This window comes from Allostigmatella hybrida, from assembly GCF_020103775.1.
GTDB classification, from domain to species: domain Bacteria; phylum Myxococcota; class Myxococcia; order Myxococcales; family Myxococcaceae; genus Hyalangium; species Hyalangium aurantiaca.
Genome location: NZ_JAHXBH010000008.1, coordinates 191,075 through 217,411 on the forward strand (window position 1 = coordinate 191,075; position 26,337 = coordinate 217,411).

Below are 26,337 nucleotides of genomic sequence, written 5' to 3' on the forward strand. Positions count from 1 at the left end.
GAAGCGGTTGAAGAAACGGGCCTAGACGGCCTTGGCCTCGTTGCGCAGCTTGTCCACCAGCGACGCCACGTCCGGCACCTTGATGCCGGCCTTGCGCGGCGGCGGCGAGGAGAGCTTCAGCACCTGGATGGCCGGGGTGACGTCCACCCCGAGCTTCTGCGGCGTCAGCTCCTCGATGGGCTTGCTCTTGGCCTTCATGATGCCCGGCAGGCTCGCGTAGCGCGGCATGTTCAGGCGCAGGTCCGTGGTCACCACCGCCGGCAGCGTGCACTCCAGCGTCGCCAGCCCGTTGTCCACTTCGCGCACCACGCGCACCGTCTTGCCATCGGCGCCCAGCAGGATGGCCGGAGCCTTGTTCTTCTCCTGCTCGCTCTCCAGCGACTCGACCTTCGAGGCGAACGTGGCCTGGCTCCAGCCCAGGAACTCGGCCAGGTACTGGCCCACCTGGTTCTGGTCGTCGTCGATGGACTGCTTGCCCAGCAGGACGAGGTCCGGCTTCTCCTTCTCCACCACCTTCTGGAGCAGCCCGGCGATGCCCAGCTGATCCACCGGGCCCACGTGGTTCACCCACACCGCGCGGTGGGCGCCCATGGCCAGCGCGTGCCGGAGCGACTCCTGCACTTCCTTGCCACCGATGGAGACGACCACCACCTCACCGCCGTGCTTGGCGGCCAGCCGCAGCCCCTCCTCCACGCCAATCTCATCGAAGGGGTTGATCTTGTACTTCAGGCCCTCTTGCACGATGCCCGAGCCATCGGGCTTGACCTTGATCTTGGACTCGGGATCTTCCACGCGCTTGGCGGTGACGAGGATCTTCACGGGGTCCCTCTCCTGTGGGGTGGCCTCTTGATTGGTGAATCAATAAGAGCGGCCTGGAGTAATAGGCCCCACGTCCCGCGCCGGCAAGCGAAACGACGCGGAACGGAGATTAACTTTTCTACTTGAACAGTTCCCGCGCGATGACGAGCCGCTGGACCTGGCTGGTGCCCTCGTAAATCTGGATGAGCTTGGCGTCGCGCATGAGCTTCTCGACGGGGTACTCCTTGATGTACCCGTAACCGCCGTAAACCTGGACGGCGTCGGTCGTCACCTTCATGGCCATGTCGGCCGCGAAGCACTTGGCGTAGCTGGAGACGAGGGTGTTGCGCTGCCCCTCATCCAGCAGCCATGCGCTCTGGTAGGTGAGCAGGCGGGCGGCCTGGATGTTCATGCCCATGTCGGCGAGCATGAACTGGACGCCCTGGTGCTCGCGGATGGGCTTGCCGAACGTCTGGCGCTGGGAGCTGTACTCCAGGCTGTGCTCGAGCGCGGCGCGGGCGATGCCCACCGAGAACATGGCCGTCAGGGGGCGGCTGTTGTCCAGGGTCTCCATGGCGATGAGGAAGCCCTGGCCCTCCTCGCCGATGCGGTTGGCCACCGGCACGCGCACATCCTCGAAGGTGAGGGTGACGGTGTTGCTGGCGCGCTGGCCCATCTTGTTCTCGTGCTTGCCGATGGTGAGCCCCTTCGGCTGGCCCTCCACCACGAAGCAGCTGATGCCCTTGTGCTTCCGGGCTTTGTCCACGGTGGCGAACACCGTGTACTGCTCCGCGTAGGTGCCGTTGGTGATGAAGCACTTGGAGCCGTTGAGGACGTAGTGGTCCCCCTCGAGCCGGGCGGTGGTGGACAGGCCCGCCACGTCCGAGCCTGCGGAGGGCTCGGTGAGGCAGAACGAGGAGAACTTCAGCTTCTCGGTGAAGGGCGTCAGGAAGCGCTTCTTCTGCTCCGGCGTTCCCGCCAGGATGATGGGCAGGTTCGCCAGGTCATTGGCCACGATGGTGGTGGCCACCGAGGCATCGCCCCAGCTCAACTCCTCGCACACGATGACCTGCTCGAGGTGGGACAATCCCAGACCATTGTATTCCTGGGGAATGGCCATGTTGATGAGCCCCAGCTCATGCGCGGCGGCGATGAGCTCCTTGGGAAACTCGGCCGTCTCGTCGTAGTGGGCGGACTTGGGACGCACCACTTCACGCGAGAACTTGCGGGCGGTCTCTTGAAGCGCGCGTTGAGAATCTGAGAGCTGGAAGTCCATGCGTTCCTCGGGATTCGAGAGCGAAAGGAAGGTTGTGGCTTTTGACGAAGGGTGAAGAGTCGAAATACTGTTCGGCCCCCTACGTTTTTCATCAGGAGTTCATCCTTAATGCAACGTTCTCTTTTTAGAGCGGGCGCCTGCCTGGCGCTCGCCCTCGTCATTGGTGCGGCCTGTGGAGGCGACGACGGCGGAGGTGGAGGCAATGAAGACTCCCTCACGCTCACGCCCAGTCCCCGCCAAATCAATGACCAGGGACAGCTCACCACACTGACCGTGGTGGCCGAGTCCGCCGATGGCACGGCCGGTACGGGTGAAGTCACGCTGACGGCACCGGCGGGCCTGCTGGGCAATGGCACCAAGACGGAGGTGCTGACGCTGGAGGATGGCGAGGCCACCACCACCTTCACCTGCGCCAAGTCCTTTGACCCGAAGTGCGCGGGCGCCGTGCGCGTCACCGCGGAATGGAAGGGCGTGAGCGTCACCTCCACGGTGAATGTCTCCGCGACGGACGGCGGCACCAACCCGGGCGACGGGGGCACGGATGGCGGCACCGACGGAGGGACGGATGGCGGCCCCGACGGTGGCCCCCCGACCCAGTTCGGCGACCTCAATGTGACGCTGTCGACGGGCAAGTCCCTGCTGATCGCCAACACGGGCGATCAGACTCCGGTCAGCGTCACCGTCACCAACAAGACCACCAGCGCGCCCGTGCCGGGCAAGCAGATCAGCTTCACGACCAACCGCGGCTCGTTCGCGCCCGCGGAAGGGACCACCAGCATCACGGCGACCACCAACACCTCGGGGACGGCCTCGGTGCCCCTGTATGCCGCCAACATGGGGCCTGGCACCGCGGAGATCACCGCGACGCTGGCCGAGGGCAGCCTCAAGACGAGCCTCACCTTCACGGCGATCTCCACCGTGTCGTACATCACCGACAAGACCACCAAGGCGCTCATCGGCATCGAGTCCTCGGGCCGGGATACGACCACCCCCCTGTACTTCAAGATCACCGACGCCGCGCAGAAGCCCGTGCCGGGCGTGGAGCTGAGCTTCACCGTCTCCGGCGCGGCGGAAGCCAACGCCACGGACAAGGCCGTGACCAACGCGGAGGGCATCGCCTCCACCACGCTGCGCGCGGGCAACACGGTGGGTGTCGCCATCGTCAAGGCGACGGTCTCCGCCACGATTGGCTCGTCGCGTGAGCTGAGCGTCTCCCACCCGGGCACGCCCATCGTGGGCGGCAAGCCGTCCGACCGCGGTTTGGTGGTGGACTGCGTCCGGAAGAACCTGGGTGCGCTGCACGCCACCCCCCCTCCCCGCAGCCTCAGCACCAACTGCACGGCCGCCCTGTCGGACCGCTTCGGCAATCCCGTCGGCCTGGCCACCACCGTCCAGTGGTATCCGGAGGCCGGTAAGATCAACAGCCCGGTCGACTCCAAGCCCCAGTCGGGCAGCACGCCCTCCGCGGACACGGGCGTGGCCACCACCATCTTCAGCACCAACGGCACCTTCCCCCCCTACGCCGTCACCCCGATGACCGGGGAGCTGCACGTCGGCGGCAACCTGAATGATCCCCAGGGCCGCAACGCGCGCGACATGGCCGTCACGGTGATCGCGGTCGTTGGTGGCGAGGAGGACTTCTACGACGGCTCCGGCACCAACGGCGTCCTCAACGGCAAGTGGGATCCGGGCGAGTGGTTCGTCGACCTGGGCGAGCCGCTGGTGGACCGCAACGACAACGGCAAGTGGGATCCGGGTGAGTTCTTCATCGACACCGAGCGCATCGACTGTGCCAACCCCTCCGCCCCGGCGACCAAGAACGGCGTGTGGGACGGCCCCAACGGCTGCTGGGACAGCAACACGCAGATCTGGCGCTCCATCCACATCGTCTACACGGGCCCGCTGTCCACGGACACCGCCAACCACCTGTGGCTGCCCGCGACCCCTCCTTACGCTGTTGGGGTGAACCAGACCGTTCCGATCCGGTTCAACTGGTCCGACGACTACTTCAACCGCATGTCCTCGGACAGCGCGGGTTTCGTGGTCCGGAAGTCCGGTAACCGGGGCTCCGTCAGCGTCCAGTCGGATGCGACCGCCTTTGCCTACGGCGGGTTCGAGATTGCCTATGAGAGCCGGGAGGCCACCACCCAGCCCGACGGCAGCCTCCTGCTGGGAGAGATCTGCAACAGCGGCAAGCCCACCCCGCCCGGCTCGGGGAGCTCTCCGGTGAAGACCCGTTGCGTGCGCCACACCCAGTTCTCCTTCCCGGAGAGGGGCGGCAACTCAGGCACGATCAACCTCGTGGGCGCCACCAGCCCGGGCTCCGCCGTGCAGGCCGTCATCGATCTCCAGGCGAACCACAGCTTCTCGTCCTCGCCCGTCATCCAGTTCCAGGCCGTGTACCAGTAGCCCACGGACCTTGAAGACCTGAGAAGCCTTGAGAGCCACCGCCCGGAGCAGGGGCGGTGGCTTTTTTTGGCCTACGGGGCGGAGGGCGCCTTCTTGGGCACCTTCTCCCAGTCCGCCAGGAACTTCTTGATGCCGGCATCGGTGAGCGGGTGCTGCGCCAGCTGGTTGATGACGCTGAAGGGCAGCGTGGCCACATCCGCGCCCAGGCGCGCCGCCTGGAGCACGTGCACCGGGTGGCGCACGCTGGCCACCAGCACCTGCGTGGTGAAGTCGTAGTTGCGGTAGATCTCGATGACGTTGGAGATGAGCTCCATGCCGTCCTCGGAGATGTCATCCAGGCGCCCCACGAACGGGGAGACATAGGTGGCGCCCGCCTTGGCGCACAGCAGCGCCTGGTTGGCGGAGAAGACGAGCGTCACGTTGGTCCGGATGCCCTCGGCGGTGAGCGCCTTGACGGCCTTCATCCCCTCGGTGCCCATCGGAATCTTCACCACGACGTTGTCGTGAATCTTCGCCAGCGTGCGCCCTTCCTTGATGAGCTCGGGCGCCTCCAGCGACACGCACTCGGCGCTGATGGGGCCATCCACGATGGAGCAGATCTCCCGGATGGTCTCCTCCAGCCCACGGCCCACCTTGGCCAGGAGCGACGGGTTCGTCGTCACCCCGTCCACGCACCCCATGTCGTACGCCTTGCGAATCTCGCTGACATCCGCCGTATCGATGAAGAACTTCATCTCGTGCTCTCCCAAAGGGGCCTGCGGGTGCAGGCAGAACCGTTCCGCCCGGGGACCGGGCGGGCGAGCGCGTAACCGACGGCTCGCACTGCGTCAAGGGTAGCGGCCTCCACCGGGGCGGGGGTAGAACGCGGGGGAGCCATGGCCCGCGCCCCCCGTTCCACCGCCAAGAAGCCGCGTCTTCGCGCCCTCCCCTCCTCCCGCGATCTCCCGCCGGGGCTGCCCGAGGAGGACGCCACGGTGCTCCTGTCCTACGCCCGCGAGGTGCTGGAAGCCGAGGCCCGCGCCATCCAGGGGCTGACCGGACGGCTGGGCACCCCGTTCCTCCGGGCAGTGTCCCTGCTGCGCGCGTGTCAGGGCCAGGCCGTGGTGACGGGCATGGGCAAGGCGGGCCTCATCGGCCAGAAGCTCTCGGCCACGCTGGCCTCCACCGGCATCCGCTCCTTCTTCCTGCACCCCGCCGAGGCGGTCCACGGTGACCTGGGCCGCGTGGGCCGGAGCGATGTCATCCTCGCCCTGTCCAACAGCGGCGCCACCGAGGAGCTGCTCCGGCTGTTGCCCTCGTTCCGCAGGATGGAGATCCCCGTCATCGCCCTGACGGGCGAGGCGGACAGCCCCCTGGCGCGGGGCGCGGACCTCGTGCTGGACCTGGGGCGGCTGGAGGAGGCGTGCCCCATGGGCCTGGTGCCCACCACGTCCACGGCCGCGCTGCATGCCCTGGGCGATGCCCTGGTGATGACGCTCATGCGCTCGCGCAGCTTCACCACGGAGCAGTACGCCCACCTGCACCCGGGCGGAAAGATTGGCCGCTCCGTGCAGCGGGTGGCCGATGTCATGCGCACAGGCCCCAACAACCCGGTGGTGAAGGAGTCCGCGAGGCTGTCCGATGCCGTGGGGGTGATGACCCAGACGCCGGGCCGCCCGGGCGCCACCAGCGTGGTGGACCGCCATGGCAAGCTGGTGGGCATCTTCACGGACGGAGACTTGCGCCGGCTGGTGGAGCAGGGCCGCACGGACTTCACCGTGCTCATGCGCGACGTGATGGGCCGGCGCCCCCGGTGCGTCAGCCCCGAGACGCTGGTGCTCACCGCCGCCGCGCAGATGCGCGAGTCCCGGGTGGATCAGCTCCCCGTGGTGGATGCGGAAGGACGGGCCGTGGGGCTGCTGGACGTGCAGGACCTGCTGGCCGCCCGGTTCCTGTGAATCCCTGCCCCCCAGGAACCGGAGCGCGTGACGCGGCTCCGCTTCCTGGCGAGGCCCGCCGGGGCGCTTAGTCCCAGCCGCTGCCGCCGTAACCCTGGGCCCGGTCGCGCAGGTTCTCCCACTGGGCGCGTGCCTCGCGCTCCTGCTTCTGGCTCTTCTCTATCTTCTTCTGGGTGGAGGCGAGCCGGCTCCGCGCCTCCGACACGGCCTTGTTGAAGTCGGCCTCGGAGAGCTGATCCGCGCGCACGTCGCCGCTGTTCTTCAGCGCCCGGTATTCGGCCAGGGAGAGCTCGGCGTTGGCCACCTCCGCCTCGCGCTCGCGGAGCTCCTTCTGGCCCTTCTTCATCTCCACCACGTGCTCACGCCAGGCCACCTGCGCCTTGGCGGCCTCGTGCATGCCCTGCGCGGCCTTCAAGGAGGCTTGCGCGTCGCCAATCTGGTCGCGCTGGCCCTTGGCCTCGGCGGCCTTCACCGAGGCCTGCTCGGCTTCCTTGCGCATGCGGGCGGCGCCCTCCTCGCGGCGGACGACCTCCAGCGCGCGCTCCGCGTCGCGGATCTCCACATCGGCCCGGACAATGGCGTCGTTCGCCTGAAGCCGCTGGGTCTGAGCCTCGCGCACGTCCCCGAGTTCGCTCTCGGGCACCCGGGCCATCCACTCGTCCTTCACACGCGTGTTCGCGTGCCCCGCGCTGCATCCGCTCAAAGCCACCAGCGCGCCACTGGCGGCCACCAGCAACGCCGTTCTCCAGTTCTTCCGGATCATGTGTCCCCTCGTTCGCGGTTCCTACAGATGACAGTAGGCACGCGGGCGAAGAGAGGCTGGGGAGGCAATCCGTGCGGGGAGTCCAAGGACGGGCCCGCCCGCCCGTCAGACGGGGAGCAGGCCCGGGGACGGCTCGAACGGCCGCCTGCCCTGCGCCGCGCGGCTCAGGGGTTGGCCTTGGCCTGCAGGTTCGCCTTGTTCGGGTAGTCGGGCGCGGAGCTCAGCAGCTTGGTCCACAGCGCCTTGGCGCCCCGCTCGTCGCCGCGCGCCAGCAGGGTGTCGCCCAGCTTCTCCACCGCCGCCGCGTCCGAGCTCACGGCGACGCCCCAGATGCGGTCGGCCATGGGCCGGCCCAGGCCCACCATCGCCCAGGCCATGCCCGCCTTGGCGCGCCCGTTCTCCGGCTGGAAGGGCACCACGCGGCGGTAGGCGGCCAGCGCCTCGTCATAGCGGCCCCGCGCCAGGTGCTCCTCGCCCTCCTCCACCAGCTTGGCCAGGCCCGCCTCCAGCTCCGGCGTGCGCTCGGTGTTCTGGATGGCGTCCACCATCTCCTGCGTCAGCGCGGGCATGCCGCCCGAGCCCGGGCCCGCGGCCGCCTGGGCCGGCGGCATGGCCTCCATGGGCCGCTGCGGCGGCAGCGGCTGCGACAGGCGGACGCGCCGGTCCTCCGCGCGCGCCTGCATCCACTTCTGACGGCCTCCGGCCTTCGCCGTGTCCTCGGCGAACTGGCCCAGCTGCTTGGCCAGGTCCGCCCGGGGCGAGTCCGGGTGCATCGCCACGAAGGCCTGGAAGCCCTCGTGCGCCGTCTGCAGCGCCTTCACGTCCTCGCCCTTCGTCTCGTACAGCACCGCCGAGCGGGAGAAGAGCGCCTCCTCGTGGGAGGGGACGACCTCCAGCACCCGCCCGTACACGGTGAGCGCGCCCTGCATGTCCCCGGAGAGATAGAGCGCGTTGGCGCGCAGCACCTCCACCTCGATGACCGGCGCCAGCGCGGCCCTCGCGCAGGCGGCGGCCCCCGCGGCGTCACCCTTCTTCGCGCGCTCCTCGGCCACCTTGCCCATGTCCTCCACGGACGCGTTCGCGGCGAAGCCGCACTGGGCCTCCTCCGCGCTGGGAACGGGCTTCTTGCCGAGCTTCTTGCGCTGCTCCAGGTAGAGCGTGCGCGTCTTCACGGCCTTCTCCTCGGCCTGGAGGAAGTACATCACCGAGTCCGCGGTGCGCCCGTTCGCGTAGTAGAGCTTGCCCAGCGACGAGGCGATCTCGAATGTCTTCTCCCGCGTGCGCAGCCCCTCGGTCGAGTCGAGCTGCTTGAGCAGCTCCTCGGCCGAAGGCGGCGCGCGCCCCGTCTCCGACATGGGCGGGTGTCCCGCAGGCAGCGAGCCCTGGGCCGCGGGCGTGTCGCCGCCCCCCGCGAAGGGAGGATGCCCCTCGGGCAGCGCGCCCCCGGGGGCCGCGGGCGAGGCACTCACCCCCGGCGGGACGGGCGGGTGGTTGGGCGGCAGGTTGGAAGGATCCGCGCCCAGCAGGGCCGCGGTGGCGAAGGTCAGGGCAAGCATCATGAGTCGTGTTCCAGGAAGCGGGCCTCGGGCCACTGCGTGGCCGAGCACCGGCGGACATCCTGCGGGGCAAGGCGGATGAGCAGCTCGCTCACCGTCACGCCCAGCACGGGGTGCTTCAAATCGGGGGCCAGCTCCACCAGGGGTTCCAGGGCGAAGCGGCGCTTGTGCAGCTCCAGGTGGGGCACCTGAAGGTTCGCGTCCGCCACCACCTCGCTCCCCCACAGGAGGATGTCGAGATCAATGGGACGGGGGCCCCAGCGCGTCCCGTCGCGGCGGCGGCCGAGATCATGCTCGATGCGCTGGAGGATGGTCAGCAGCCGCTGCGGGGGCAGCTCGCAGTCCAGCGCCACCACCGCGTTGAGGAAGGGAGGCTGGGAGGGGCCCACCGGCGCGCTCTCGAACAGCGAGGAGTGGCGCATCACGGAGACCGCATCGATGCGCGAGAGCGCCTCCAGGGCCGCCACGAGGCGGCCTTCGCGGTCTCCTTCGTTGGACCCCAGTCCCACATAGACGTTGGTGCTCACGGCTCCATCTCAACCGGATTGGCCAGGGTTCCGATTCCCTCCAGCTCCACCTCCACGGTGTCGCCGGCCGCCAGCGCGCCTACCCCGGACGGGGTGCCCGTGCTTACCAGGTCACCAGGCAGGAGCGTCATGATGTGGGAGATGAAGGACACCAGCTGGGCGGGGCTGAAGACCATGTCGGAGGTGCGGCTGTCCTGGCGCACCTGGCCATTCACGCGGCAGAGGATGCGCAGGTCCGCGGGCGACAGCCCCGTCACGGCCCAGGGCCCCGCGCAGGCGAAGGTGTCGTAGCTCTTGGCGCGGGTGTGCTGGATTTCCCGGCGCTGGATGTCGCGCGCCGTGACGTCGTTGATGCAGGTGAGCCCCCAGATGGCGCGCGCCGCGGTGGCCTCGTCCGCGTTCTTCAGCCGCTCGCCGATGACCAGGCCCAGCTCCGCCTCGTAGTGCACCTCCTGGCTGGCCTTGGGCAGGCGGATGGGCGAGCGCGGCCCGTTGAGCGCCGTGGAGGGCTTGATGAACAGGAGCGGCTCGGGGGGGACGGGCTTGCCCATCTCCTCGGCGTGCTTGCGGTAGTTCTGCCCGATGCAGACGACCTTCGAGGCCTCGGAGGGCACCAGCAGCGTGAGCGAGGACAGCGAGCGCCGCAGCCCCGTCTCCTTGCCCCCGGCCCAGGGCGCGGCGGTGAGCACCACCACCTCCTGGCCCTCGATGCGGCCAGGGTGGGCACGGCCCTCGTGGAGAAAGCGGCAGTAGCGGGTGGCAGTCATCATGTCCTCTGGAGGCCAAGCACGTTGGCCATGTCATAGAGCCCCGGGCGCTGGCGCGCCACCCACTCCGCCGCCCGCAGCGCGCCCTTGCCGAACTGGTCCCGGCTGGTGGCCCGGTGGGTCAGCTCGATGCGCTCGCCCTCTCCGAAGAAGAAGACGGTGTGCTCGCCCACCACGTCGCCGCCCCGCAGCGTCTGCACGCCGATCTCCCGCTCCGAGCGCGGGCCAATCCAGCCCCGGCGCGCGAAGGTCAGGTCCTCGCTCGCGCGCCCCAGCGTGGAGGCCAGTACCTCCGCCAGCCGCAGCGCGGTGCCCGAGGGCGAGTCCTTCTTCATGCGGTGGTGCGCCTCCAGCACCTCCACGTCGAAGCCCTGGCCGAGCACCCGGGCCAGCTCCGCCGCCATCTGGATGACGACGTTGACGCCCACCGAGGTGTTGGGCGCCAGCACCACGGGGATGGCGCGGGCGCTCTCGACGATCCGGTTGCGCGTCTCGGCGTTGAAGCCCGTGGAGCCGATCACCATGGCCACGCCCTTGGCGGCACACTGCCGGGCGTGCGCCACGCTCGCCTCCGCGCTGGTGAAGTCGATGACCACCTGCGCGCCCGCATCCAGCGCGCGGTCCAGGTCGTCCACCACCGCCAGCCCGAGCGGCTCGCCCATGCGGGCCGCCAGCGCCGCATCGAGCCCCACCACCGGGCTGCCCTGGCGCGCCGTGGCCCCCACGATGGTGAACTCCCGCGAGCTCCGCGCGAGCCGCAACAGCGTGCTGCCCATGCGGCCGGTGACTCCGGTGATGACTGTGCGCAGCATGCGTCCTACCTTCGTTTCCAGCGCCCCCCCGGGCCGGGTGGGGGTTTTACCGCAGGTTCAGCCGAACCAGCTCTTCGCGCAGCCGGGAAGCATGGGGCTCGGACAGGGGGGTCAGGGGCAGGCGGATCTCCGGGCCGAAGACGCCCATCAGGTGCAGCGCCCACTTCACCGGGATGGGGTTGGACTCGGCGAAGAGCAGCTTGTGCAGGCTGTTCATCTTCACCTGGAGCGCCCGGGCCTCCGCCAGGTTCCCCGCCCGCGCCGCCGCCACCAGGTCCGCCATCATCCGGGGGGCCACGTTGGAGGACACGGAGATGACGCCCTTGCCGCCACAGGCGATGAAGGGCAGCACCGTGAAGTCATCGCCCGACAAGAGCGAGAGGCGCTCGCCACACGCCTCCACCAGGTCCACCGCGCGCGGCAGGCTGCCCGTGGCCTCCTTGAGGGCCACCACCTCGGGCAGGTCCGCCAGCTTCGCCACGGCCTCCGGCAGCAGGTCCACGCCGGTGCGCCCCGGCACGTTGTAGGCGATGAGCGGGAAGCCCGGGTGCGCGCGGGCGATGGCGCGGAAGTGCTCCACCAGGCCCGCCTGCGTGGGCTTGTTGTAGTAGGGCGTGACGATGAGCGCCGCGTCGGCCCCCGCCTCGCGCACGTGCTTCACCGACTCCACCGTCTCCTGGGTGCTGAAGGAGCCCGCGCCGCCCACCACCAACATCCGCCCACGGGAGGCCTCCACCGCCACCCGCACCGCGCGCCAGCGCTCCTCGGGGGCCATCGTCGCGGCCTCGCCCGTGGTGCCCATGGGCACGATGCCGCTCGTGCCCCCCGCGGCCTGGCGCTCGATGAGGGCCCGGTAGGCGTCCTCATCGAGCCGGCCGTCCCGGAAGGGGGTGGCCAGCGCAGTCATGGAGCCTTCGAAAGTCTTCATGTCCGCCGCTTATACGTTCAGGCCCGCTCGCCGCGCCAGAGGTCCTCTTCCCGCTCGCGCTCGCGCACCACCCGCCAGGCCGTCCCGTCCACCAGCACCTCGGCCGGCCGGGGCCGCGAGTTGTAGGTAGATGCCATGCTCATGCCATACGCGCCCGCGCTCATCACCGCGTAGAGGCCGCCCTGCCTGGGCAGCACCAGCGCCCGCCCCGGGGCCAGCACGTCGGTGGACTCGCACACCGGGCCCACCACATCCACCTCCACGGCCTTGCCCCGCGTCTTCACCACGGGTTGCAGCCCGTGGTGCGCCTCGTAAAGCGCCGGGCGGAGCAGATCATTCATGCCTGCGTCCACCACCACGAAGGTCTTCGCGGGGGTCTGCTTGCGGTACAGCACCCGGGTGAGCAGCACCCCGGCATTGCCCACCAGCGACCGGCCCGGCTCCAGCAGCAGGCGGGCCCCGGTGCCCTTCACCGCCGCCAGCACGGTGCGGGCGTACTCCTGGGGCGAGGGAGGCATCTCCTGCGTGTAGGTGATGCCCAGGCCGCCGCCGATGTCCAGGTACTCCAGGGCGTGGCCCTGGGCCTGGAGCTGCGCGTAGAGCCCGGCCACCTTCGACAGCGCCGCCTTCATGGGCGCCGTGCGGGTGAGCTGCGAGCCGATGTGGCAGTCCACGCCGAGCGCGCGCACGCCCTTCATCTTCCGGGCGCGGGCGTAGAGCGCCACCGCCTCCTCGAAGGGCACGCCGAACTTGGAGGTCTTCAGCCCCGTGGAGATGTGGCGGTGGGTGCGCGCATCCACGTCCGGGTTGACGCGCAGGGCGAAGGGGGCGCGGCGCCCGGCCTCCCGCCCCACCGCGTCGAGCAGCTCCAGCTCCTCGGCGCTCTCCACGTTGAACAGGAGGATGCCGGCCGCGAGCGCCCGGGCCATCTCCTCCCGCGTCTTGCCCACCCCGGCGAACACCGTCTTGGCCATGTCCCCGCGGGCCTGCCGCACCCGGGCCAGCTCCCCGCCGGAGACGATGTCGAAGCCACTGCCCAGCCCCGCGAACAGCCCCAGCACGGCCAGCGTGCTGTTGGCCTTCACCGAGTAGCAGATGAGGTGGGGGTACTCCCCGAAGGCCTCATCCAGCACCTGGAAGTGCTCCGTGAGGGCCGCCTGGGAGTAGACGTAGGTGGGGGTGCCCACCGCCTCGGCGATGGCCCTCAGCGGGACGGACTCCGCGTGGAGGGTGCCCTTCCGGTAGGGAAAGGCGCTCACGGGCCCGCATCCGGCGGGAGGCCCGCCCCGGACGGCTCCAGGGGGCCCCGGGGCCCACTCTCCGGCGGCTGCGTCTCCGGCGTGGCCGGCGGGGGCGGCTCGGGGGGCCGCGGCGAGCCCTTGATGCCACAGGCCACGCCACTGGCCACGAGGAGCAGGGCCGCCGCGGTGAGGAGGGCCCTGCGAGGCTGGGTCAGGTGCATGGCGGAGTTCCTAGAAGCGGATGCCCAGCGTGCCACGCACCGCCTGCGCGGTCTCGAAGTCCAGGGGAATGCCCGCATCCTGCAGGCCGCTCATGGGGAAGAGGATGCCCCAGTCGATGCCCGCGATGAAGCCGTCCTCCGTCTCGAAGCGCGCCCCCACGTCCACCTCCACGCCCAGGCTCTTGCTGGTCCGCGACGGCGTGGACTCCGCGTAGAGCGCCTGCGAGTAGATGACGGCGCCGTACACCTCGAAGCCGTCGGCGATGGAGTACTTCAGCGAGGGCTTGACGTAGACCGCGTCGGTGAGGCCACCGATGAGCTCGCGCCACAGGATGAGGTCCACGCGGTAGGCGCGGTTGAAGCGGAAGTTGCGGATGGCATCGTCGCTGCAGCCGCCCACGGCGCAGGTGTACTGCGGCCCGTCGAGCTGCTCGTTGTCCGCGTTGGTGGTGCGGCGGCGCGGGTAGTTGCCGAAGCCCGCGGCCTTGTCACCCGAGGCGATGCCGAACTCCATGCCCAGCTTCAGCTTGGAGTTGAGCAGCCGGTACTCGCCCTGGGCCACGCCACCGAACTGGAGGATGCGCAGGTCCTGGTTCTGCGCCGGGTCCACCGAGCCCTCCAGCGTCAGCGCGCGGTTGCCGATGCTGCCGTACATGAGGGCGAGCTCCACCTCGAGCCGCCACAGGCGCTCCTCGTAGCGCAGCCACAGGTCCGGCACGTACAGCTTGGCGTCCCGGGGAATGAAGCCCGCGGTGGTGGGGGCGTTGCCCTGGAAGTTGCCGCCCTCGTAGCCCGTGGCCTCCCAGCGCTGCGAGCGGTAGGTGAAGTGCAGGCCGTAGTTGAGCACGCCCTGGTTGTTCTCCAGCTTGGCGCGCACCTGCTGGTCGGTGTCCCGCCGGGCAATGGCCAGCACGTAGCTGTGGCTGTCGTCCGCGTTCGTCAGGTCCACCGGCTCGCGCTCGGCGTTGCGCACCTCGCTGGAGACGCCCTCCGAGTTGAAGTCGACCATCGGCGTCACGTAGAAGCCGGCGAACGGCTCGGTGACGAACTGGATGCGGTCCACGTTGTCGCCGAAGTCGCAGTCCACGCAGTTGCCGTCGTTGCGCAGCATGCCCAGGCCCCAGTGGCTGCCCATGCGGCCAAAGCGCAGCATGCCCACCGGCGTGGACACCTCGCCGTAGGCACGCTTGACGGAGATGGAGTCCTTGAAGGCGTTGATGGCCGAGGCGGGCGGCTGCTGGCTCTCGGAGAAAATCGTGTAGATGTCCCGGTCGCTGCCCGTGAAGGAGCTGTCCGGCGTGGAGCCCAGGAGGATGTTGTCCAGCGCGTCCACCTGGAGCTTGATGCGCACCTCCTCGGAGACGTTGAAGGTGGGCTCCAGCCGCACCCGCATGTTGGTGCCCGCCTGGGTGTTCTCCGCAGGGGAGCGCGGCGAGGTGAAGGGGAACAGCCGGCGGCCCGGGGCCTGGCCCAGGTCGAACTTGTAGAAGAGGTTCGGCCGCAGGCGCAGGTACCCGTCCAGGGTGAAGACCTCGAGCTTGCGCCGCTCCTCGGTGAACTCCGCCTGCCAGTTGGACTCGGAGGCGTTGGCCAGCGACTGGGTGGCGATCTGCGCGCGGATCTCCTCACGCATCTCGGCCTTGGCCGCCTCCAACCGGCGGGCCAGCTCGGCCTCGGCCTCGGGAGACAGCGGCGAGGCGGCGGCGGCTTCGGCGGCGGGGGCGGGCGGAACGGACGCGGGGGCAGCCGTCGCCGGAGACGCGGACGGAGGGGCTGCGGGCGTCCCGCTCTCGGGCACCGGCTGGGACGTCTGGGCGGTGGCCGTGGCGGAGGCGACGAGCAGCGCCGCCAGCAGGACGTTGGACATGGGCACGTATCTCCAAATGCTCTCGGGGCAGTCGATTCGAGAGGGCGGGCGAGTTAAGCCACGGGGGGGAGGGGTGTCAACGCCAACCACACGCCCCTTCCCAGCCGTCAACGCCCTGGCGCCCGCTTCGGCCCCGGGCGTTGCGCCCCCAACGGCTGGCACTGGGGACAGACGTGCGTGGTGCGCCCCGCCTGGGTGAAGGACTCCACCGGGGCCTTGCACTTCGAGCAGGGCTCCCCCGCGCGGCCATACACCCGGAAGAGGTTCACCGCCCCCCGGTCCTCCAGGTAAACCGGTTCTTCCCCCTCCTGCTCCTTCAGGCCGAAGGCGATGGTGGCGTGGATGGCCCGCGCCAGGCGCTTCCACTCCTCCGGGGTGAGGCTGCCGGGCACGCGCGCCGGGTGCAGGCCCGCCCGGAAGAGCGCCTCGGCCGCGTGGATGTTGCCCAGGCCCGCGAGGCGCCCCTGGTCCATCAGCGCCACCTTCAAGGCCTGCTTCGAGGGCCCCACCGCCTCGGCCAGCTGCGGCCCCGTCAGGCCGTCCACGAGCGGGTCCCTCCCCAGGGACTGGATGGCGGCCAGCGCCGGGAGTTGGGCGGCCGGGACAGGCTCCATCCGCCCGAAAAGACGGGGGTCCGCGAAGTGGAGGACGGCGCCGTCCTCCAGGTGGAAGCGAGCCCGGCTGTGGGGCTGGAGCTGCCCCTTCGCGCGCCGGACGAACTTGCCCGTCATCCCCAGGTGGGCCAGCAGCCCACGGCCCGCCTCGAAGGTGAACAGCAGGTACTTGCCCCGGCGCTCCAGGGACTCCACCCGCCCCTTCAACCGGGCAAAGGCCACCCGCTCCGCCCCCCGGAAAATCCGGGTGTCGTCCGCCTCCGCCTTCACCACGCGGTGCGCGTCCAGCCAACGCACCAGGTTCCGCCGGGCAATCTCTACCTCTGGGAGCTCAGGCATGGGCTCCGGCCCATAACATCGTGCGATGGGAGCCTGCACGGCTTACTTGTTGAAGCGCACACACCCGCGTGAAGTTCCACGGGCCAAAAGCCCGCGCTTCTTCTATGTGGGGGGCGCCGTTTCAATCCTTTCACTCCATCTGGAGGCAGTATGGCCGAGAAGAAGTACACGCCGCTGAAGTTCCCCGAGCTCAAGGGCCTCAAGGGCATCAGCGATGCGGTCCTCGAGACGCACTTCAAGCTCTACGAGGGCTATGTCAACCGCGCCAACAAGCTCACCGAGACCCTGTCGGGCCTGGCCGCCAAGGGCGAGGCGGCCGGCACCAACCCCGTCTACGCGGAGCTGACGCGCCGGCTGGGCTTCGAGTACAACGGCATGGTCCTGCACGAGTACTACTTCGGCAACATGAAGCCGGGTGGCACCCCGCCGGGCGAGCGGTTCAAGAAGGCGGCCGAGGCGAGCTTCGGCTCGTTCGAGAACTGGCTGACGGACTTCAAGGCCGTGGCCACCATGCCGGGCATCGGCTGGGCCGTCACCTTCCAGGATCCGCGCAACGGGTGGCTCTCCAACCACTGGATCACCCTGCACGAGACCAACAACATCGCCGGCTTCATCCCCATCCTCGTCCTGGACGCGTGGGAGCACGCCTTCGTGCCGGACTACAAGGCCAACGAGCGCGCCAAGTACGTGGATGCGTACTTCTCCAACGTGGACTACGAGGCCGCCGAGGCCCGCCTCAACGTGAAGTAAGCCGTTCCCAGGTGCCCCACGAGGCCCTGTGCCCTCTCTCCTTCACAGGGGAGAGGTGCTTGAAGGCCGTGTGCAATGGCGGCCAGCCCCCGCACCTCGTGCTTGCCGTGCCGCCAACATGTGGCTACGAGTCCTCCCCTCCCTCGCGTTGAAGCGGGCCGGAAAGGAAGACGCGTACCTATGCAGCGAATCCTCTCGGTGGTTCTGGGTCTGACGGTCGTGGCGGGATTCGCCACGGGCTGCGCCACACAGCGCATCAAGGCGGAGAAGGCCGTCGCGCGCACCCTCATCTCGGACGAGCAGGAGGAACAGCTCGGCGCCCAGGTGAAGCAGCAGCTCGAACAGGAAGAGAAAATCCAGTACGTCCAGGACGCGGCCGTCACGCAGTACGTGAACAGCGTGGCCACCCCCATTCTCCGGGCGGCCAACAAGGACCGCTCCGGGGTGAAGTGGCAGGTCTTCGTCATCAATGATCCGAAGACGGTGAACGCCTTCGCCACGCCCGGCGGCTACCTCTATGTCTACACGGGGCTCATCCTCGCGGCGGACAACGAGGCGGAGCTCGCCGGGGTGCTGGCGCACGAGGCGGGCCACGTGGTGGGCCGCCACTCGGCCCGCGCCATGGTGAACGCCTACGGCCTCCAGGCGCTGAGCGAGCTGGCGCTGGGCAAGAACCCGGGCATGGCGGCGCAGATCGCCGCGCAGCTGGCCGGCACGGGCGCGCAGCTGGCGCACGGCCGCAGCGAGGAGACGGAGGCCGACGAGTACGGCGCGCGCTACACGTCCGCCACGGGCTATGACCCCAAGGGCCTCATCACCTTCTTCGACAAGCTGCGGCAGCAGGAGGGCAAGACGCCCGGCGTGCTCAAGTGGCTGAGCACGCACCCCACCAGCGCCGACCGCATCTCGCACCTCCAGCAGTACATCAGCCAGAACCGGCTGAGCGGCACGAACGTGGGCGCCGACCGCATTGGCCCCATCAAGCAGCGCCTGAAGGGCCCGTAAGCGCAGGTCAGTGCACGGTGGGCCCGTGCGGATCCGCGGGCCCATCGGCCTCGGGGGGCAGCCCCCGGGCCACGCGCCGCTTCCAGCGCCAGAAGGCGTAGCGCGTCTTGCGCGCGCTGCTGGCGCTCTTGGCCGCCCCGGGCGTCTTGAGGGGCGGCTCGAGCGGGGAGGGCTCTCCGGGCGCCCGGGCGCCCTTGGCCTTCGAGCGCACATCCTGCGAGGCATGCTCCAGGATGGCGTTCACCTCGCCGCCGACGATGAAGATGAGGCCGCTGATGTAGAGCCACGTCAGCAGCACCACCACGCCGCCGATGGAGCCGTACGTCACGTTGTAGTTGCCGAACGTGTCCACGTACTGGGTGAAGCCCCAGGTGCTCACCAGCCACAGCCCCGTGCCCAGCATGGAGCCCGGGGTGATGTACTTGAAGCGCTGCTTCACGTCCGGCAGCACGTAGTAGCAGAGCGCCAGCATCAGCATCACCAGCGAGGCGGTGAACGGCCAGCGCAGCCAGGACCACACCACGTGGAACTCGTCGATGAGCTGCAGCTTCCCGGCGATCCACTGGCCCACCCTGCCCCCCAGCAGGAACACCGTGAAGGACAGGGGCAGCAGCAGCGTGCCCACCAGCGTCATCAGCATGGCCACGCCCTGCGTCTTCCACAGGGGCCGGGACTCCGGCACGTCGTAGGCAAGGTTGAGCGCCTTGCGCAGCGCATCCACCCCGCGCGAAGCCGACCAGAGCGCCACCACGAGGCCCAGCGTCAGCAGCTTGGGCCGGGGCTGGCTCACCAGCGCGCTCAGGTGCGCGTTGATGAGCGAGAACGCATCCCCCGGCACCAGCGGGGCGATGCGCTCCACCATGGCCTCCGCCGTCCCATGGGCAAAGGGCAGATACGCCGCCAGCGTGACGAGGAAGAACAGGAACGGAAAGAGCGAGAAGAGGAAGTAGTACGAGAGCTGCGCGGCGCAGTCGGTGACCGTGTCCTCCTCGAACTCCTTGACGAACCGCCGGCCGAACTCACGCCACGAGAGGTGTTTGAGCTTGAACAGTCGCATCCACCCTCCCTCCAACAGGGCCATGAAGGTGGGGACGGGTAAGCCTTCGTGCAGCAGACGGGCAGCCAAGCCCTCGCTGTCCGCCGCCTTTCTCCAGAGGGCTTTTCAAAGGCTGCTAGATTCGGGGGCCGTCATGCGCCCCTTTCTCCCGCTGATCCTCGTGCTGCTCGCTGGACCCGCCGCCGCCCAGAAATCCGGCGCGGCCATCCGCTGCAAAGAGGACCACACCGCCTGCAAGGAAGACTGCACCATCGAGTTCGGCGGCAGCTCGCGCACCTACAAGAAGCTCGGAACGTGCCTGCAGAAGTGCGAGACCACGTTTGGCGACTGCAAGGAGCGGCACTTCTCCCTGCAGCAGCACGACATCGAGCCCTCCCGGGTGTCCTCTCCGCCCCCGCTGCCGGAGGAGCCTCCGGAACGGTCCTCCTCCGCCTCGGACCAGGACGAGGACGCCGCCCCCACCGGGCGCAAGGGCGTCTACCGCGCCTCCGAAGCCGCCCCGAAGGCCCCCGAGCCCGAGGACGAGGCCCTGGAGCCCCTGAGCGAGGAGGCCGCCCCGGCGCCGCCGCCCAAGGCCGAGCCCAAGCGCCCCGAGGCGCCCAAGGAGCCCCCAGCGCCCAAGAAGAAGGACCTGTCCGAGTGGGACTGAGCCTGCCCCTCACTGGGCCAGTTGCCGCAGCGCCCACTGGGCGGCACTTCGCACCGGCTCGCTCGGCTCCTCGCTGAGCTTTTCCAGCAGCGCCCGGGCCTCCTCCTGCCGGGCGGCCCCCAGCGCGTAGATGGCGTTGCGGCGCAGCCCGTCGTAGCGCGCCCGCGCGAGCGCCGTGCCGGGGATGAGCTGCGCATACTGCTCGGGGGTGAGGCCCGCCAGCTCCATCACCCCCAGGCCCGCGACGGCCCGGGGCGCGAAGCGCGCGTGCTCGGCGAAGACGGGCTTGCGGTTGAGCGGGCACACGTCCTGGCAGATGTCACAGCCGAAGACGAGGTTGTCCATCATGACGCGGAAGGACTCAGGCACCTCGTGAGCCCGGTTCTCGATGGTCTGGTAGGACAGGCAGGCGCGCGCATCCACGCGCCCGTTGCCCACCAGCGCCCCCGAGGGACAGGACATGAGGCACTTGCGGCACGAGCCACACCGGTCCGCGGCGGGCCCCTCGCCGTAGGCATCCACCTCCCGGTCGAGGATGACCGTGGCCAGCAACACCCACGAGCCGTAGCGCTCGGTGATGAAGCAGCCGTTCTTCCCCACGTAGCCCAGCCCCGCGCGCGCCGCCCACACCTTCTCCATGATGGGGCCGCTGTCCACGCCGCCGTAGGTGCCAACGCCGGGGTACGTCTCCTGGAGCGCCTTGCGGAAGGCCTTCATCCGGTCCTTCAGCGTCGAGTGGTAGTCGCGCCCCCGGGCGTACCGGGCGATGGGCGAGTCCACGGCCTCCGGGTCATCCCGGTAGTAGTTGTTGGCGAAGGCCACCACCGTCTTCGCCCCCGGCAGGAGCAGGCGGACATCGAGCCGTTCCGCGGCCCGCGAGCCCATCCAGTCCATGTCCGCGGCGTAGCCGGCCTCCACCCACGAGCAGAGCACCTCGGCGGGGATGGGCTCCGCGCGCGCGAAGCCCACCAGGTCGAAGCCCACGGCTTCGGCGAGCTGGCGCAACCCGATGGCCGGTAAGGAACTCAAGACACCCCCTTTTTACCCTCCCCGCCCTCCCGAAAAGCTATTTCGTGGGCTTCTCCGGTATCCACTTCACATCTGCGACGCCTGCCCGGTGGTTGGCCACCCGGGCCATGACGAAGAGCAGGTCCGACAGGCGGTTGAGGAACGTCACCACGTCCGTGGCCACCTTCCCCTCGCGCACCAGGGGGATGACCCGCCGCTCGGCCCGGCGGCACACCGTGCGCGCCAGGTGCAGCGCGCCCGACGCCTGGCTGCCTCCCGGCAGGATGAAGTGCGTCATCTTCGGCAGCTCCGCCTCGAAGGCGTCGATGGCCGCCTCCATGGCCTCGACCCACGCCGCCTGGAGCACCGGGATATAGGAGGAGGCCTTGGTGCCCGTGGGCGTCGCCAGCACCGCACCCACGGTGAAGAGCTGCTCCTGGAGCCGCTGCAGCAGCCCATCCAGGTCCGCCGGCGGGGAGAAGCCGCGCGCCAGGCCCAGCGTCGCGTTCAGCTCATCCACCTCGCCGTACGCATCCACCCGCTCATCGTCCTTGGGAACCCGCCCGCCCCCAAACAGCCCCGTCTCTCCCGTGTCACCGCTCTTCGTGTAGATCTTCATGGGCGCCTTTCTACCTCCGCCGGACGGTTTCTTGCGCTCACACCTACCCATGCCTACAAAAGAGCATGAGGCAATACCTGGACCTGCTAGACCGCGTCCTGAAGGACGGAACGAGGCGGGGGGACCGTACGGGGACTGGAACGCTCAGCGTGTTCGGGCCCCAGCTCCGGTTTGATCTCTCCCAGGGCTTTCCGCTCGTCACCACCAAGAAGCTCCACGTGAAGTCCATCATCCACGAGCTGCTGTGGATGCTGCGGGGCGACACCAGCGTGCGCTCGCTCCAGGCCGCGGGCGTCACCATCTGGGACGAGTGGGCCGACGCCGAGGGCAACCTCGGCCCCGTGTACGGCCACCAGTGGCGCTCCTGGTCCGGGCCCCAGGGCCAGTCCATCGATCAGATGCGGGTGCTCGTGGAGGGGCTGCGCAAGAGCCCCGAGTCGCGGCGCCACATCGTCAGCGCGTGGAACGTGGCGGACCTGCCCGCCATGAAGCTGCCGCCCTGCCACGTGCTCTTCCAGTTCTACGTGGCCAACGGGCGCCTGTCCTGCCAGCTCTACCAGCGCAGCGCGGACCTCTTCCTGGGGCTGCCCTTCAACATCGCCTCCTACTCGCTGCTGGCGATGATGGTGGCGCAGGCCACGGGGCTCATCCCCCACGAGTTCATCCACACGCTGGGCGATGCGCACCTGTACCTCAACCACGTGGAGCAGGCGCGCACGCAGCTCTCCCGCGAGCCGCGCCCCCTGCCCCGCATGGTGCTCAACCCGGAGGTGAAGGACCTGTTCGCGTTCCGGTACGAGGACTTCACGCTCCAGGACTACGAGCCCCACCCCGCCATCAAGGCCCCCGTGGCCGTATGACGCTGTCCGCCATCGCCGCCATGGCCGCCAACCGGGTGATTGGCGCGAACAATCAGCTGCCCTGGCGCCTGCCCGCGGACCTCGCCCGCTTCAAGCGGCTCACGATGGGACACACCCTCATCCTGGGCCGGAAGACCTACGAGTCCATCGGCCGGCCGCTGCCGGGCCGCACCCTCGTGGTGGTGACGCGCCAGCGGGACTACGCGCCCCCGGGCGTCCAGGTGGTCCACTCGGTGGAGGAGGCGCTCGCGCGGGCTTCCGGCGACAGCGAGGCCTTCATCGCCGGGGGCGCGGACCTCTACGCGCAGACGCAAGGGCTGTGGAACCGGCTCTACCTCACCCGCATCGAACGGGACTTCCCGGGCGATACCTGGTTCCCCGAGGTGGACCTCTCGGGCTGGCGGCTCGCCGCCGAGGAGCACCATCCGGCGGAGGGCGAAGCGGGGCTTCCCCACGCCTTCCTCACCTACGAGCGGTGAGCAGGCAGACGCACGCGGAGCGCCTTTCCCGTCTGGAATTGAGTCTGACTCGCAGAATTGAGTGAAACACCTCCGGCTGGTACAAACGAGAGTGTGAATCGCGCCTCCATCGCCCTGGGATTGTTCCTGCTCATCGCACTTCCCGCGGCGGTCCAGGCCGGGGAGGCCGCGGACGAGGGGCGCACGTGGCACCGGCTGGTGGGCATCCTCCAGTACCTGGAAGCCGATTACCCGGCCGCCGTCGAATCCCAGTCCGAGTTCGAGCTGACGGAGCAGAAGAGCTTCATCGCCGAGGCGATGGGGGCCGCGCAGGAGCTGGGCCCCGCCGGGCAGGGCTTCCTGCCCCGGCTCCAGGCGGTGAAGGCGCGCGTGGATCAGGGCACGGACCCGGAGGGCGTGAGCCGCGACTGCGGCTCGCTCGTGGAGGACCTGGTGCTCGCGGGGGGCCTGGCCCGCAGCCCGCGCCGGGTGCCGGATCTCGCCCAGGGCGAGCGCCTGTTCCAGGTGGCCTGCGCCTCCTGCCACGGCGCGGACGGCCGCGCCCAGGTGGCCATCGCCCAGACGATGGAGCCGCAGCCGGCCAACTTCCATGATCCGGAGACGATGGCGGGGCTCACCCCCTACAAGGCCTTCAACACCACCAGCTTCGGCGTGCCCGGCACGGCGATGCCGGGCTACCCCACGCTCTCCGAGGAGGAGCGCTGGTCGCTGGCCTTCTTCCTCTTCACCCTGCGCCAGCCGCCGTGCGAGGGCGAGCCCCCGCGCGCCTCGCTGGAGCGCCTGGCCACCGCCACGGACCCGGAGCTGGTGGCGGAGCACGGCGAGCAGCACCTGTCCTGCCTGCGGCGGAAGCTGCCGGACGCGGACGAGGAGCGCTCGCTGCTGACGGCGCGGGGCGAGGTGGAGAACGCGCTGCGCAAGGGCGCCGCCGGGGACTTCCTGGGCGCACGCAACGCGCTGCTCGATGCGTACCTCACCGGCCTGGAGCCCGTGGAGGTGAAGCTGAGCGCGAGGGACCCGGAGCTGGTGCGGCGCCTGGAGGAGGCCTTCATGCACGCGCGGCTCGCCGCCGAGCAGCGCAGCCCGCACCTGCAGGACGAGGGGCGGGAACTCTTGTCGCTGCTGGACCAGGCGCGGCGGGGCAGCGGCACCACGGCGGGCTTCCTCTCCGTCGTGTGGCTCACCCTGTTCATCCTGCTGCGCGAGGGCTTCGAGGCCACCATCATCGTCACGGCCCTGCTGGCCGCGCTGCGCAAGATGGAGGCCACGCGCCATGCCCGCGTCGTCCACGCCGGGTGGGTGTCCGCGCTCGCCGTGGGCGCGCTGGCGTTCCTCTTTGGCCAGCACCTGCTCGCGGGGGCCAACCGCGAGCTGCTCGAGGGCGTGGCGGCGCTCATCGCGGTGGCCATGCTCCTGTACGCGGCGCTGTGGCTCAACGCGCGCGCCAACGTGAGCCACTTCATGGGCGAGCTGCGCCAGAAGATGCAGGGGGCGCTCGGCCGGGGCAGCGCGGTGGGCGTGTTCACCATCGCCTTCACCGCGGTGCTGCGCGAGAGCTTCGAGACGGCGCTGTTCCTCCAGGGCCTGGCGCTCGACTCGGCCTCGGGCGTGGCCTGGGGCACCGCCGCGGGCCTCGTGGCGCTCGTGGCCCTGGTCTTCTTCGTGCACCGCGTGGGCTACAAGCTGCCCATGAAGACGCTCTTCAAGGCCTCCACGGGGGTGCTCGTCGCCACCGCGGTGATGCTGCTGGGCAAGGGGCTGCATGCACTCCAGGAGATCGCCCTGCTGCCGCTGGCGCCCATCCCTTTCGTGACCGTGGAGCTGCTGGGCATCTACCCGGACGCGGTGTCGTTCATGCCGCAGCTCGTGCTGGCCCTCTGCCCCCTGGTGCTGTTCCTCATCCGCCGGAGCCGGACCGCGCGGCTGGCTGGGGCCTCCCCCCAGGGCTGACGGGGCGCGGAAAGCACCCGGGCTCCCCCGGAAGCCCTGAACCGGCAGGGGCAAAGCCCGCTAGGCTGGGCCCCCATGTTCCTGCTGAGACTTGCCCTGGGCCTGGCCCTGCTGGCCCCGTGCGTGGGGCTCGCCCAGCCCACCGATGCCCCTGCCCCGTCCTCCCCGGCGGAGCTGGAGGAGCTGACGCCTCCCCCGCTCGTCTCCGCCCCCGAGGAGCCCGAGGTCCCGCCGCCCCCCGCCGCGGCCCTGTTTCCCCGCAGGCTGGAGCCCGAGCCGCCGCACGGCCCCGGCCTCGTCGCGGGCCGGATCATGCTGGAGCTGCTCGCGGGGGCGGTGAGCGGAGCGGGCATCGGGGCCGTGAGCGTCCTGGTGGGCGCCAGCCTCATCTCCAACGCCTGCAACAACGACGACAGCCTGGACTGCGTCGTCCCCCTCATCATGGTGGGCGGCGCGGGGGCCCTGCTCGGGGTGCCCCTGGGGGTGTCCGGCGCGGGCAAGCTGCTGCACGGACGCGGGCAGTTCTGGCCCACCCTCATTGGCACCGTGGCGGGCGCGGGCGCGGGCTTGCTGGGAGGCCTGGCCAGTGGGAACGACGAGATGCTCATCGTCGGGCTGAGCGCGGGCCCCGTGGTGGGGGCCATCCTGGGGTACGAATTGTCCCACTTCGTCACCTGGTTCCCGGGCGTGAGGCGCTCCAGCCCCCAGGCAGGCATCTCGCTCGTCCCCTCGCTCGCTGCCCTGCCCAGGGGAGGGGTCCTGGGCGGGCTCTCGGGCCGGTTCTGAACCGATTGCCAGTAAGCACCCGAGAATCTCCAGTCCAGGCCCCTGTAAGAAGTGCCGGTTTCCACCCCTAAGCATGGTGCCTCTCCAACGCAAGTGCCTGTATTCATGGGGAAACGTCACTTCATAGGCGTTGGCACCCCCCTTGCTAAACAGATCCTGCGTGCAGTCGCAGCGGTTCCAAGCGTCCTCCACCCCCTAGGAGACACCATGCAGGCCTCTCTCACCTCGACCGACTCCCTCTCGACCTACCTCTCGGAGATCAACCAGTACCCGCTGCTGACCCAGCAGGAGGAGCAGGCACTGGCTCGGAGCTTCCGTCAGGGAGATCTCCAGGCGGGCCACCGGCTGGTGACGAGCAACCTGCGCTTCGTGGTGAAGGTTGCCTACGAGTACCGCTCCTACGGCCTGCGCATGAGCGACCTCATCCAGGAGGCGAACATCGGCCTGATGAAGGCCGTGCAGAAGTTCGATCCGGACAAGGGCATCCGCCTCATCTCCTACGCGGTGTGGTGGATCCGCGCCTACATCCAGGGCTACGTCCTCAAGAACTGGTCGCTGGTGAAGCTGGGCACCACCCAGGCGCAGCGCCGGCTGTTCTTCGCCCTGGCGCGCACCCGCCGCGAGCTGGAGAAGCTCGGCAACACGGACGGCAACATCGTCAACGCCGAGGAGATCGCCCGCAAGCTCAACGTGAAGGCCTCGGAAGTGCGCGAGATGGAGCAGCGCATGGGCGGGCGCGATCTGTCCCTGGACGCCCCCATGGGCGAGGACGGCGACGCGACGCACATGGACTTCGTGGCCTCCGACGCCGTCTCCCAGGCCGATGAGGTCGCCGACCGCCAGGAGGCGGACCTGGCCCGCAACCGCATCCAGCAGGCCCTGCAGCGGCTGGACCCGCGCGAGCGCTTCATCATCGAGAAGCGCGTGATGAGCGACACGGAGATGACGCTGAGCGAGCTGGGCGAGCACTTCGGCTTCTCGCGCGAGCGCGCCCGCCAGCTGGAGATCCGCGCCAAGGACAAGCTCAAGGCCGAGCTGGCCTCCCTGATGGCCGAAGTCGGCGAGGGCCAGGCCGCGATGGTGGGCTAGCGCACACGCGCCGGGAAGATCCGTTCATCC

Annotated in this window: 26 protein-coding genes; 10 read left to right on the plus strand and 16 right to left on the minus strand. The window is 69.7% G+C overall.

Annotated elements, in window-relative coordinates; genetic code table 11:
• Nucleotides 1-21 precede the first annotated feature (21 nt).
• Together KY661_RS16515 and KY661_RS16520 are read right to left on the minus strand one after the other, a co-directional pair.
• Nucleotides 22-819 (minus strand): electron transfer flavoprotein subunit beta/FixA family protein, encoded by a 798-nt coding sequence (locus KY661_RS16515; RefSeq protein WP_075007576.1) that lies wholly within the window; start codon nucleotides 817-819, stop codon nucleotides 22-24.
• A gap of 118 nt (nucleotides 820-937) precedes the next feature.
• On the minus strand, nucleotides 938-2,074 hold the full coding sequence (locus KY661_RS16520; RefSeq protein WP_075007575.1) for an acyl-CoA dehydrogenase family protein: 1,137 nt from the start codon (nucleotides 2,072-2,074) through the stop codon (nucleotides 938-940).
• 108 nt (nucleotides 2,075-2,182) lie between these two features.
• On the opposite strand from KY661_RS16520, the gene KY661_RS16525 reads away from it, so the two are divergent.
• Entirely contained in the window at nucleotides 2,183-4,483 is a 2,301-nt protein-coding gene (locus KY661_RS16525; RefSeq protein ID WP_225411102.1) for an Ig-like domain-containing protein, read from the plus strand.
• A 71-nt stretch (nucleotides 4,484-4,554) separates the two neighbouring features.
• Here the strand turns inward: KY661_RS16525 and fsa are convergent, their stop codons facing one another.
• Nucleotides 4,555-5,217 carry a fructose-6-phosphate aldolase gene (gene fsa, locus KY661_RS16530; RefSeq protein ID WP_075007573.1) on the minus strand — a complete coding sequence of 221 codons (663 nt, stop codon included), beginning with the start codon at nucleotides 5,215-5,217 and terminating at the stop codon, nucleotides 4,555-4,557.
• Between the two features lie 141 nt (nucleotides 5,218-5,358).
• Between fsa and KY661_RS16535 the strand changes: the two genes are divergently transcribed.
• Nucleotides 5,359-6,420, plus strand: coding sequence for a KpsF/GutQ family sugar-phosphate isomerase (locus KY661_RS16535; protein ID WP_225411103.1), 1,062 nt, complete (start codon nucleotides 5,359-5,361; stop codon nucleotides 6,418-6,420).
• A 67-nt stretch (nucleotides 6,421-6,487) separates the two neighbouring features.
• Here the strand turns inward: KY661_RS16535 and KY661_RS16540 are convergent, their stop codons facing one another.
• From KY661_RS16540 to mutM, 10 genes are all read right to left on the minus strand, one after another.
• Nucleotides 6,488-7,183, minus strand: coding sequence for a hypothetical protein (locus KY661_RS16540; protein WP_225411104.1), 696 nt, complete (start codon nucleotides 7,181-7,183; stop codon nucleotides 6,488-6,490).
• A gap of 164 nt (nucleotides 7,184-7,347) precedes the next feature.
• Entirely contained in the window at nucleotides 7,348-8,742 is a 1,395-nt protein-coding gene (locus KY661_RS16545) for a tetratricopeptide repeat protein (RefSeq protein ID WP_225411105.1), read from the minus strand.
• A complete protein-coding gene (gene folK, locus KY661_RS16550) occupies nucleotides 8,739-9,266 on the minus strand; it encodes a 2-amino-4-hydroxy-6-hydroxymethyldihydropteridine diphosphokinase (protein ID WP_225411106.1) in 528 nt (175 codons plus the stop codon). Before folK ends, KY661_RS16545 begins: the two co-directional genes overlap by 4 nt.
• The gene (locus tag KY661_RS16555; RefSeq protein WP_225411155.1) at nucleotides 9,263-10,033 is read right to left on the minus strand and encodes a fumarylacetoacetate hydrolase family protein; all 771 of its coding nucleotides are present in this window, start codon (nucleotides 10,031-10,033) and stop codon (nucleotides 9,263-9,265) included. Before KY661_RS16555 ends, folK begins: the two co-directional genes overlap by 4 nt.
• Nucleotides 10,033-10,845 (minus strand): 4-hydroxy-tetrahydrodipicolinate reductase, encoded by an 813-nt coding sequence (gene dapB, locus KY661_RS16560; protein ID WP_225411107.1) that lies wholly within the window; start codon nucleotides 10,843-10,845, stop codon nucleotides 10,033-10,035. The genes KY661_RS16555 and dapB overlap by 1 nt, the downstream gene beginning before the upstream one ends.
• Before the next feature lie 46 nt (nucleotides 10,846-10,891).
• Nucleotides 10,892-11,773 carry a 4-hydroxy-tetrahydrodipicolinate synthase gene (gene dapA, locus KY661_RS16565; protein ID WP_225411108.1) on the minus strand — a complete coding sequence of 294 codons (882 nt, stop codon included), beginning with the start codon at nucleotides 11,771-11,773 and terminating at the stop codon, nucleotides 10,892-10,894.
• Between the two features lie 17 nt (nucleotides 11,774-11,790).
• The gene (gene lysA / locus KY661_RS16570) at nucleotides 11,791-13,032 is read right to left on the minus strand and encodes a diaminopimelate decarboxylase (RefSeq protein ID WP_225411109.1); all 1,242 of its coding nucleotides are present in this window, start codon (nucleotides 13,030-13,032) and stop codon (nucleotides 11,791-11,793) included.
• On the minus strand, nucleotides 13,029-13,235 hold the full coding sequence (locus KY661_RS37575; RefSeq protein ID WP_075007564.1) for a hypothetical protein: 207 nt from the start codon (nucleotides 13,233-13,235) through the stop codon (nucleotides 13,029-13,031). Before KY661_RS37575 ends, lysA begins: the two co-directional genes overlap by 4 nt.
• Nucleotides 13,236-13,245: 10 nt before the next feature.
• Nucleotides 13,246-15,102 (minus strand): TIGR04551 family protein, encoded by a 1,857-nt coding sequence (locus KY661_RS16580; RefSeq protein WP_225411110.1) that lies wholly within the window; start codon nucleotides 15,100-15,102, stop codon nucleotides 13,246-13,248.
• A gap of 107 nt (nucleotides 15,103-15,209) precedes the next feature.
• Complete coding sequence (gene mutM / locus KY661_RS16585; protein ID WP_225411111.1) at nucleotides 15,210-16,055, minus strand: bifunctional DNA-formamidopyrimidine glycosylase/DNA-(apurinic or apyrimidinic site) lyase; 846 nt, start codon at nucleotides 16,053-16,055, stop codon at nucleotides 15,210-15,212.
• Between the two features lie 150 nt (nucleotides 16,056-16,205).
• On the opposite strand from mutM, the gene KY661_RS16590 reads away from it, so the two are divergent.
• Nucleotides 16,206-16,805 (plus strand): superoxide dismutase, encoded by a 600-nt coding sequence (locus tag KY661_RS16590; RefSeq protein WP_075007561.1) that lies wholly within the window; start codon nucleotides 16,206-16,208, stop codon nucleotides 16,803-16,805.
• 180 nt (nucleotides 16,806-16,985) lie between these two features.
• Nucleotides 16,986-17,810: a M48 family metallopeptidase gene (locus KY661_RS16595; protein ID WP_225411112.1), complete on the plus strand. Its 825-nt coding sequence runs from the start codon at nucleotides 16,986-16,988 to the stop codon at nucleotides 17,808-17,810.
• 7 nt (nucleotides 17,811-17,817) lie between these two features.
• Here KY661_RS16595 and KY661_RS16600 read toward each other — a convergent pair whose 3' ends face one another.
• The gene (locus tag KY661_RS16600; protein WP_225411113.1) at nucleotides 17,818-18,867 is read right to left on the minus strand and encodes a YihY/virulence factor BrkB family protein; all 1,050 of its coding nucleotides are present in this window, start codon (nucleotides 18,865-18,867) and stop codon (nucleotides 17,818-17,820) included.
• A gap of 133 nt (nucleotides 18,868-19,000) precedes the next feature.
• Between KY661_RS16600 and KY661_RS16605 the strand changes: the two genes are divergently transcribed.
• Nucleotides 19,001-19,516 (plus strand): hypothetical protein, encoded by a 516-nt coding sequence (locus tag KY661_RS16605; RefSeq protein ID WP_225411114.1) that lies wholly within the window; start codon nucleotides 19,001-19,003, stop codon nucleotides 19,514-19,516.
• Between the two features lie 9 nt (nucleotides 19,517-19,525).
• Here KY661_RS16605 and queG read toward each other — a convergent pair whose 3' ends face one another.
• On the minus strand, nucleotides 19,526-20,545 hold the full coding sequence (gene queG, locus KY661_RS16610) for a tRNA epoxyqueuosine(34) reductase QueG (protein ID WP_225411115.1): 1,020 nt from the start codon (nucleotides 20,543-20,545) through the stop codon (nucleotides 19,526-19,528).
• 37 nt (nucleotides 20,546-20,582) lie between these two features.
• Entirely contained in the window at nucleotides 20,583-21,143 is a 561-nt protein-coding gene (locus KY661_RS16615) for a cob(I)yrinic acid a,c-diamide adenosyltransferase (protein ID WP_075007556.1), read from the minus strand.
• A 65-nt stretch (nucleotides 21,144-21,208) separates the two neighbouring features.
• Here KY661_RS16615 and KY661_RS16620 point away from each other — a divergent pair, with 65 nt between their 5' ends.
• The 5 genes from KY661_RS16620 to rpoH all read left to right on the plus strand — a co-directional run bounded on the left by KY661_RS16620 (nucleotide 21,209) and on the right by rpoH (nucleotide 26,307).
• Nucleotides 21,209-22,003 (plus strand): thymidylate synthase, encoded by a 795-nt coding sequence (locus KY661_RS16620; protein WP_225411116.1) that lies wholly within the window; start codon nucleotides 21,209-21,211, stop codon nucleotides 22,001-22,003.
• Complete coding sequence (locus tag KY661_RS16625) at nucleotides 22,000-22,482, plus strand: dihydrofolate reductase (protein WP_225411117.1); 483 nt, start codon at nucleotides 22,000-22,002, stop codon at nucleotides 22,480-22,482. The genes KY661_RS16620 and KY661_RS16625 overlap by 4 nt, the downstream gene beginning before the upstream one ends.
• 93 nt (nucleotides 22,483-22,575) lie before the next feature.
• Nucleotides 22,576-24,432 carry an FTR1 family protein gene (locus tag KY661_RS16630; protein ID WP_225411118.1) on the plus strand — a complete coding sequence of 619 codons (1,857 nt, stop codon included), beginning with the start codon at nucleotides 22,576-22,578 and terminating at the stop codon, nucleotides 24,430-24,432.
• A gap of 75 nt (nucleotides 24,433-24,507) precedes the next feature.
• A complete protein-coding gene (locus KY661_RS16635; RefSeq protein ID WP_225411119.1) occupies nucleotides 24,508-25,218 on the plus strand; it encodes a hypothetical protein in 711 nt (236 codons plus the stop codon).
• A gap of 207 nt (nucleotides 25,219-25,425) precedes the next feature.
• Complete coding sequence (gene rpoH, locus KY661_RS16640; RefSeq protein WP_075007551.1) at nucleotides 25,426-26,307, plus strand: RNA polymerase sigma factor RpoH; 882 nt, start codon at nucleotides 25,426-25,428, stop codon at nucleotides 26,305-26,307.
• Nucleotides 26,308-26,337 lie beyond the last annotated feature (30 nt).